General features: G+C 69.2%; 7 protein-coding genes. 2 read left to right on the top strand and 5 right to left on the bottom strand.

Annotated elements, in window-relative coordinates; all coding sequences use genetic code 11:
- Positions 1–178: 178 nt before the first annotated feature.
- From carA to pyrR, 4 genes are all read right to left on the bottom strand, one after another.
- Positions 179–1,321, bottom strand: coding sequence for a glutamine-hydrolyzing carbamoyl-phosphate synthase small subunit (carA, locus tag K8V84_RS20775; protein WP_304077562.1), 1,143 nt, complete (start codon positions 1,319–1,321; stop codon positions 179–181).
- Positions 1,322–1,365: 44 nt separating this feature from the next.
- Positions 1,366–2,667 carry a dihydroorotase gene (locus tag K8V84_RS20770; protein WP_304077558.1) on the bottom strand — a complete coding sequence of 434 codons (1,302 nt, stop codon included), beginning with the start codon at positions 2,665–2,667 and terminating at the stop codon, positions 1,366–1,368.
- Positions 2,668–2,757: 90 nt separating this feature from the next.
- A complete protein-coding gene (locus K8V84_RS20765) occupies positions 2,758–3,666 on the bottom strand; it encodes an aspartate carbamoyltransferase catalytic subunit (RefSeq protein ID WP_304077555.1) in 909 nt (302 codons plus the stop codon).
- On the bottom strand, positions 3,666–4,286 hold the full coding sequence (pyrR, locus tag K8V84_RS20760; protein WP_304077553.1) for a bifunctional pyr operon transcriptional regulator/uracil phosphoribosyltransferase PyrR: 621 nt from the start codon (positions 4,284–4,286) through the stop codon (positions 3,666–3,668). The genes K8V84_RS20765 and pyrR overlap by 1 nt, the downstream gene beginning before the upstream one ends.
- Before the next feature lie 556 nt (positions 4,287–4,842).
- Between pyrR and K8V84_RS20755 the strand changes: the two genes are divergently transcribed.
- Together K8V84_RS20755 and K8V84_RS20750 are read left to right on the top strand one after the other, a co-directional pair.
- Complete coding sequence (locus tag K8V84_RS20755) at positions 4,843–5,337, top strand: transcriptional regulator (RefSeq protein WP_304077551.1); 495 nt, start codon at positions 4,843–4,845, stop codon at positions 5,335–5,337.
- A gap of 306 nt (positions 5,338–5,643) precedes the next feature.
- On the top strand, positions 5,644–6,255 hold the full coding sequence (locus K8V84_RS20750) for a GNAT family N-acetyltransferase (protein ID WP_304077549.1): 612 nt from the start codon (positions 5,644–5,646) through the stop codon (positions 6,253–6,255).
- Here the strand turns inward: K8V84_RS20750 and metF are convergent.
- Positions 6,170–7,102 carry a methylenetetrahydrofolate reductase [NAD(P)H] gene (gene metF / locus K8V84_RS20745; protein WP_304077568.1) on the bottom strand — a complete coding sequence of 311 codons (933 nt, stop codon included), beginning with the start codon at positions 7,100–7,102 and terminating at the stop codon, positions 6,170–6,172. The genes K8V84_RS20750 and metF overlap by 86 nt on opposite strands.
- Positions 7,103–7,265 lie beyond the last annotated feature (163 nt).

Genomic DNA, 7,265 nt, shown 5'->3' with positions numbered 1-7,265 from the left:
TGATCGTGGCCGGGTTGGAGTTGACCAGGATGACCCGGAGGCCCTCGGCCTTGAGGACACGACAGGCCTGGGTTCCCGAGTAGTCGAACTCGGCCGCCTGCCCGATCACGATCGGGCCGGAGCCGATCACGAGGACGGATGAAAGATCACTACGGCGCGGCATGCTCTGTACCTCTTACTACTTGGCAGCCGGTGCGGGCTGGGCGGACATCAGGTCGACGAACTCGTCGAAGAGATCGGCGGCGTCGTGGGGGCCCGCGGCGGCCTCCGGGTGGAACTGGACGCTGAACACGGGGCGGTCCAGCAACCGCAGGCCCTCGACGACCTGGTCGTTGAGGCCGATGTGGCTGACCTCGGCCCGGCCGTAGGGGGTGTCGAACGGGGTGTCGAGCGGTGCGTCCACGGCGAAACCGTGGTTCTGACTGGTGATCGCCACCTTCTTGGTGCGGGTGTCGATGACCGGCTGGTTGGCCCCTCGGTGCCCGAAGGGCAGCTTGTAGGTGCCCAGGCCCAGGGCGCGGCCCAGGATCTGGTTGCCGAAGCAGATGCCGAAGAGCGGCTTGTCGGCGTCCAGCACCCCGCGCATGGCCGCCACGGGTCCGTCGGCGGCCGCGGGGTCGCCGGGGCCGTTGCTGAAGAAGACGCCGTCCGGGTCCAGGGCGAGGATGTCCTCGGCGGTGGCGGAGGAGGGCACCACGGTGACCCGACAGCCCCGCTCGGTCAGGCGCTGGGGCGTCATGGACTTGATGCCCAGGTCGACGGCGACGACGTGGTGTCGGGCCTCGACGCCCTCGGGCGGCGGGATCTCGTAGGCGGTGTCGGTGCTGACCTCGCCCGCCAGGTCGGCGCCGGCCATGGAGGGCTGTTGGAGGACACGCGCGAGCAGCGCCTTCGGGTCGGTCCCGACACTGCTGATCGCGGCGCGCATGGCGCCCTTGTCACGCAGGTGACGGGTGAGGGCGCGGGTCCCGGTCAGGGCGATGCCGACCACGTTCTGGCGGCGCATCTCGTCGTCCAGGGTGCCCTTCGAGCGCCAGCTGGAGGTGATGCGGGAGGGCTCGCGCACCACGAAGCCGGCGACCCAGATGCGGGTCGACTCGGGGTCGTCGTCGTTGACCCCGGTGTTGCCGATGTGCGGGGCGGTCATCACGACGATCTGGCGGTGGTAGGAGGGGTCCGTGAGCGTCTCCTGGTAGCCGGTCATGCCGGTGTTGAAGACGGCCTCGCCGAAGGTCTCACCGACGGCGCCGAAGGATCGGCCGTGGAACACGCGACCGTCCTCGAGCACCAGAATCGCCGGTCCACCGATCTCCTCGGACACGTTTGCCCCCTCTGTCGTGCCAGGTCCGGCCTGGGCTTGGAAACTCATTTGATCTTCCCTTCCAGCACGGTCGGGACGCCGCGCAGGAACGTGGCGATGATCCGACCGGGCAGGCTCATGCCGCGGAAGGGCGTGTTGCCGCTCTTGCCGACCATGGCGGCCGCGTCGACGTCGACGGGCGCGGCGGGGTCGTACAGAACGATGTTGGCGGGTTCACCGACGGCGAGCTCACGGCCGTGCCCGCCGACACGACCGATGCGGGCGGGGGCGGCGGACATGCGGTCGGCGACCTGTTCCCAGGTGAGCAGACCGGTCTCGACCATGGTCTTGTGGACCACTCCGAGAGCCGTCTCCAGCCCGATCATGCCCATCGCGGCGGTGGACCATTCGGTCTCCTTGGCCTCGACCGGGTGGGGGGCGTGGTCGGTGGCCACGATGTCGATGGTGCCGTCGGCCAGTCCCTCGCGCAGCGCCTGGACGTCCTCGGCGGTGCGCAGCGGCGGGTTGACCTTGTAGACCGGGTCGTAGCTCTCGACCAGGTCGTCGGTGAGGATCAGGTGGTGGGGGGTGACCTCGGCGGTGACGTCGCAGCCGCGTTCCTTGGCCCACCTGATGATGTCGACCGAGCCCTTGGTGGAGACGTGGCACACGTGCAGACGCGAGCCCACGTGTTGGGCGAGCAGGCAGTCGCGGGCGATGATCGCCTCCTCGGCGACCGCGGGCCAGCCGGGCAGGCCGAGTCGGTCCGAGACGCAGCCCTCGTTCATCTGGGCGCCCTCGGTCAGGCGCGGTTCCTGGGCGTGCTGGGCGATGACGCCGTCGAAGGCCTTGACGTACTCCAGCGCGCGGCGCATGAGCAGCGCGTCGGAGACGCAGATGCCGTCGTCGGAGAAGACCCGGACACGGGCGGCGGAGTCGGCCATGGCGCCGATCTCGGAGAGCCGTTCGCCGGCCAGGCCGACGGTGACCGCGCCGACCGGGCGCACGTCGCAGTATCCGGCCTCCTCGCCCAGGCGCCAGACCTGCTCGACCACGCCGGCGGTGTCGGCGACGGGGTCGGTGTTGGCCATGGCGTGCACGGCGGTGTAGCCGCCCATCGCGGCGGCGCGGGAGCCGGAGGCGACGGTCTCGGCGTCCTCACGGCCGGGTTCGCGCAGGTGGGTGTGCAGGTCGACCAGGCCGGGAAGGGCGATCAGACCGGTGGCGTCCACGACCTCTGCCCCGTCGGGGGCCCGCAGGTCGGGGCCGATGGCGGTGATCTCACCGTTCTCGAACAGCAGGTCGACCGGGTCGTCGCCGAGCGGGCGTGCGCCGCGGATCAGGTAGGGTCCCTGGTTTTCGGGCATGGAGATGTCGGCTTTCTCGTGTTCGTTGAAGTTCGTGGGCGGTGGGAGGGGCGGGCGAACGCGCGGTGGCGCTTTCGGGCACCCGCTCCTCTAGGACCCGCCGAGCAGCAGGTAGAGCACGGCCATGCGCAGGCTGACACCGTTGGCGACCTGCTCGGTGACGGTGCAGCGGGGAGAGTCGGCGACCTGGGCGGAGATCTCCATGCCGCGCACCATCGGGCCCGGGTGCATGACGATGGCCTCCTCCGGCATCCGGCTCAGGCGTTCGCCGTCGAGGCCGTAGTTGCGGCTGTACTCGCGTACCGAGGGGAAGAAGGAGTCGTGCATGCGCTCGGCCTGCACGCGCAGCATCATCACCACGTCGGACTTGGGCAGCACCTCGTCGAGGTCGTAGGAGACCTCGCAGGGCCAGGTGTGCACCGAGACCGGCATCAGCGTGGGCGGGGCGACCAGGGTCACGTGCGCACCCAGGGTGGTGAGCAGCAGGACGTTGGAGCGGGCGACCCGACTGTGCAGGATGTCGCCGACCACGGCCACGCGCAGCCCTTCGAGTCGGCCCAGGCGCTCGCGCATGGTGAACGCGTCCAGCAGGGCCTGGGTGGGGTGCTCGTGGGTACCGTCGCCGGCGTTGAGCACCGAGCCGTCGACCCAGTTCGCCAGGCGGTGGGGTGCCCCGGAGGCGCTGTGTCGGATGACCACGCCGTCGGCGCCCATGGCCTGGAGGGTGAGCGCGGTGTCCTTGAGGCTCTCCCCCTTGGAGACGCTGGAGCCCTTGGCCGAGAAGTTGATGACGTCGGCGGACAGGCGCTTGGCGGCCAGTTCGAAGGAGGTGCGGGTGCGGGTGGAGTCCTCGTAGAAGAGGTTGACCACGGTGCGACCGCGCAGGGTGGGGAGCTTCTTGACGGAGCGGTCCCCCACCTGGGCGAGTTCGCCGGCGGTGTCCAGGATGAGAGTGGCCTCGTCCCGGCTGAGGTCACCGGCGGAGAGCAGGTGGCGCATCAGGCGTCCCCTTCCGTGTCTTCGGGGCGCTGGAGGGAGCCGGGCCGCGTGCCTTCCTTGCCGTTGGCGGAGGGCGAGGGCCCGAGGAGGACGGCGTCGAGGCCGTCGGTCTCCTCCAGCTGGACGGTGACGCTCTCACGCAGGGAGGTGGGCAGGTTCTTGCCCACGTAGTCGGCGCGGATCGGCAGTTCGCGGTGGCCCCGGTCGACGAGGACGGCGAGTTGGACGGCGCGGGGGCGGCCGAGGTCGCCGAGGGCGTCCAGCGCGGCGCGCACGGTGCGGCCGGAGAAGAGGACGTCGTCGACGAGGACGACGACACGGTCGTCGAGGCCGCCGGCTGGGATCTCGGTCTTGCCGAGGGCGCGGGCGGGCGCGAGCCGCAGGTCGTCGCGGTACATGGTGATGTCGAGGGAACCGGCGGGAACGTCGAGGTCTTCGACGCGCTCGATCCGTCGTGCCAGGCGTTCGGCGAGGGGAACACCTCTGGAGGGGATGCCCAGGAGGGTGACGTCCTGGCCGCCCTTGGTGCGTTCGAGCACCTCGTGGGCGATCCGGGTCAGCGCCCGGTTGATCTCGTTGCCGTCGAGGACGGCTCGTGTGCCTTCGGGTACCTCGGGCATCGACGCGGGAGGCGCGATCTCGTTGTCGTCCCGCGCGGGTTTTCGCGCATGCAAAATAGTGACCCCTTCCCTGCCTCACAGAACAGGTCGTTAAAGGATGTCGATCGGGCCCACGCTACCAGCGAGGATTCCGGAGCCCTTGGGCGCGTCCCCACCCACGAGAGCGCAACTGTGATGCTCATCACATTCAATGCCATGGATTACCCAGTCAAGAGTATCCATTTCATGACACTTCGGAATCGCCCCTCATCGGTGGGAAACACGAAATTCCCTGCAGGAGTGGGCTTTCCGATCCCCGAGAACGTCCCACTCGTCCCGCCCCCTCCACAAATGAGAGGCGTCTCACCTACGCACGGTTTGGCCACTGATTAGTCGCGTTTCACACCAACGGCTTGACCTGGACACCAGCACCCCTCTACCGTCACTGTCTGTAACCACTACCGGGTGGGGTTGCACCCCGTGACCATCCGCTGGACCGCCCAGGCGGCCCGCCGAGTACGAGCGGACGTCTCCCCCACTCACGCCAGCCACCGTCACGGCCGGGAGCGACAAAAAGATGCCATCCGAATACGCCAAGTCCCTCGGTGCGCGACTGCGTGCCATCCGCACCCAACAGGGCCTTTCCCTGCACGGAGTGGAGGAGAAGTCCCACGGACGCTGGAAGGCCGTCGTGGTGGGCTCCTACGAGCGCGGCGACCGCGCCGTCACCGTCCAGAAGCTGGCCGAGCTGGCCGACTTCTACGGCGTGCCGATGTCGGAGCTGCTGCCCGGCGGCGCCGCGCCCACCCCGTTGGGCCCGACGCCCAAGCTGGTGATCGACCTGGAGCGCATGCAGCAGCTCCCGCAGGAGAAGGCCGGTCCTCTCTCCCGCTACGTCGCCACCATCCAGAGCCAGCGGGGTGACTACAACGGGCGAGTGCTGTCCATCCGCCAGGAGGACCTGCGCTCACTCGCGGTCATCTACGACAAGTCCCCCGGGGACCTCACCGAGGAGCTCGTCAACTGGGGGGTCCTCGACCCCGAGGCCCGCCGCGCCGTCGACGCCTTCTGACCCCGGGCGCGAACAAGCACGATCGCTCACGAAGAGCCGGGTGCCACCCGAAAGGGCGCCGCCCGGCTCTTCGTGCGCCCGGCCCGTCCATCGGGGCCTGGACATACGACGAGGCCGGGTAAGGGCTTCCCCTCCCCGACCCGGCCCCGCCTCGCCCACACAAGGGCGGGCGTATCGAACTCCTGTTCGATGGGCACCAGTTAACACCCCCACGAGCGGAGCGTCAAGGAGAATCGGGAGAACGACGAGAGCATCGACCCCGTGAAAACCAGGTCCAACGGCGGCGCAACCGCCTACCCTGGAGTCGTGGCAGTCGACACCGAGTTACGTGAACTCGCCCCCGGCGCCTTCGCGCACGTCGTTCCGGCGCTTTTGGAGGTCTATGAGGCCGCCATGCGCCCACCCCCGGAGCAGTTGCCGGGCCGGGCCTCCGTCATGCACGGCCACACCCGCCACCCGGGGTTCCGCGCCGTCCTGGCCGTCCACGACGAGCGCGCCGTGGGGTTCGCCTACGCCTTCCACGGCATGAACGGCCAGTGGTGGCACGACGTCGTCACCAAGGGTATGCGCGCCCGGGGACAGCGGGGCCACCTCAAGCGCTACCTGAGCGACCCCTTGGAGATCGCCGAGGTGCACGTCCACCCCGACGCCCAGAACCAGGGCATCGGCCGACGCATGCTGCACCGACTGTGCGAGGGAAGGCCCGAACGCACGGCCGTGTTGTCCACGCGTTCGGGCCCTTCGGCGGCACGCCACCTCTATCGTTCGTGCGGGTTCGTCGAGGTGCTGGACCCGTTCTCCTTCCCGGGGAGCCCGGACCAGCCCTTCTCGATCATGGCCGCGCGTCTGCCGCTGACGACCTCTGCCGCTCCGGAGCGATCTCCCGGTAGATCTCCCTGGTGGCCGTGGACTGGTTGAAGGTGATGAAGTGGATGCCCGGTGCGCCCTCCGCCAGCAGCCGCTCGCACATCTTCTGGGCGTGCTCGATCCCGAACGCCCGCACCGCCTCGGCGTCGTCGCCGAAGCTCTCGAAGCGCTCGGCCAGCGCGCGCGGGAACGGGGCGCCCGAGAGCATTTCCGAACGCCGGATCGAGGCCGTCTTCACCACCGGGAACACCTCGGGGATGATCGGGATGTCGCAGCCGCGGGCGGCCACTCGGTCGCGCAGTCGAAGGTAGTCGTCGGCGTCGAAGAACATCTGGGTGATGGCGTAGTCGGCGCCCGCCCGGCACTTGCGCACGAAGTGGTCGGTGTCGATCTCGACGTCGGTCGATCGCGGGTGCTTGTAGGGGAAGGCGGCGACGCCCACGGAGAAGTCGCCGCTCTCCTTGAGCAGGCGGACCAGTTCCTCCGCGTAGGTGAGCCCCTCCGGGTGTCGGACCCATTCGCCGTCGGGGTCGCCGGGCGGGTCACCGCGCACGGCCAGCATGTTGGACACGCCCGCGTCGCACAGGCGACCGATGAGGTGGCGCAGTTCGGCGACGGAGTGGTCGACCAGCGTCATGTGCGCGACCGGTATCAGCGTGGTGTCGGTGGCGATGCGCTCGGTGGTCTCCACCGTGAGGTCGCGGGTACCGCCGCCGGCTCCGTAGGTGACGGAGACGAACGAGGGGCCCAGCGCCTCGATCTCCCGGATGGCCCGCCACAGACGCTCCTGCGAACGGGCGTTGCGGGGCGGGAAGAACTCGAAGGAGAACAGCGGCTCACCCGAGTCGAGCAGGTCTCGGATATGGCGCGGCCTGGGGGCCGGACCTCGGGGCGCCACGGGGCGTGTGGGTGCAGCGAGCATGATCCCCACCCTAGGCCAGGACCCCCGATTCACGGACACTTCATCTCATACTTCAAGATCGTCTTCGACTCGACCATCTCAAGTACCACCATGTGAGACAAGCGGATTTTCGCGATGAACTTCCCGTTCGACCCGACCT

The organism is Nocardiopsis listeri, from assembly GCF_020741345.1.
GTDB lineage: Bacteria > Actinomycetota > Actinomycetes > Streptosporangiales > Streptosporangiaceae > Nocardiopsis > Nocardiopsis listeri_A.
This window is presented reverse-complemented; position numbering and strand designations above follow the sequence as displayed.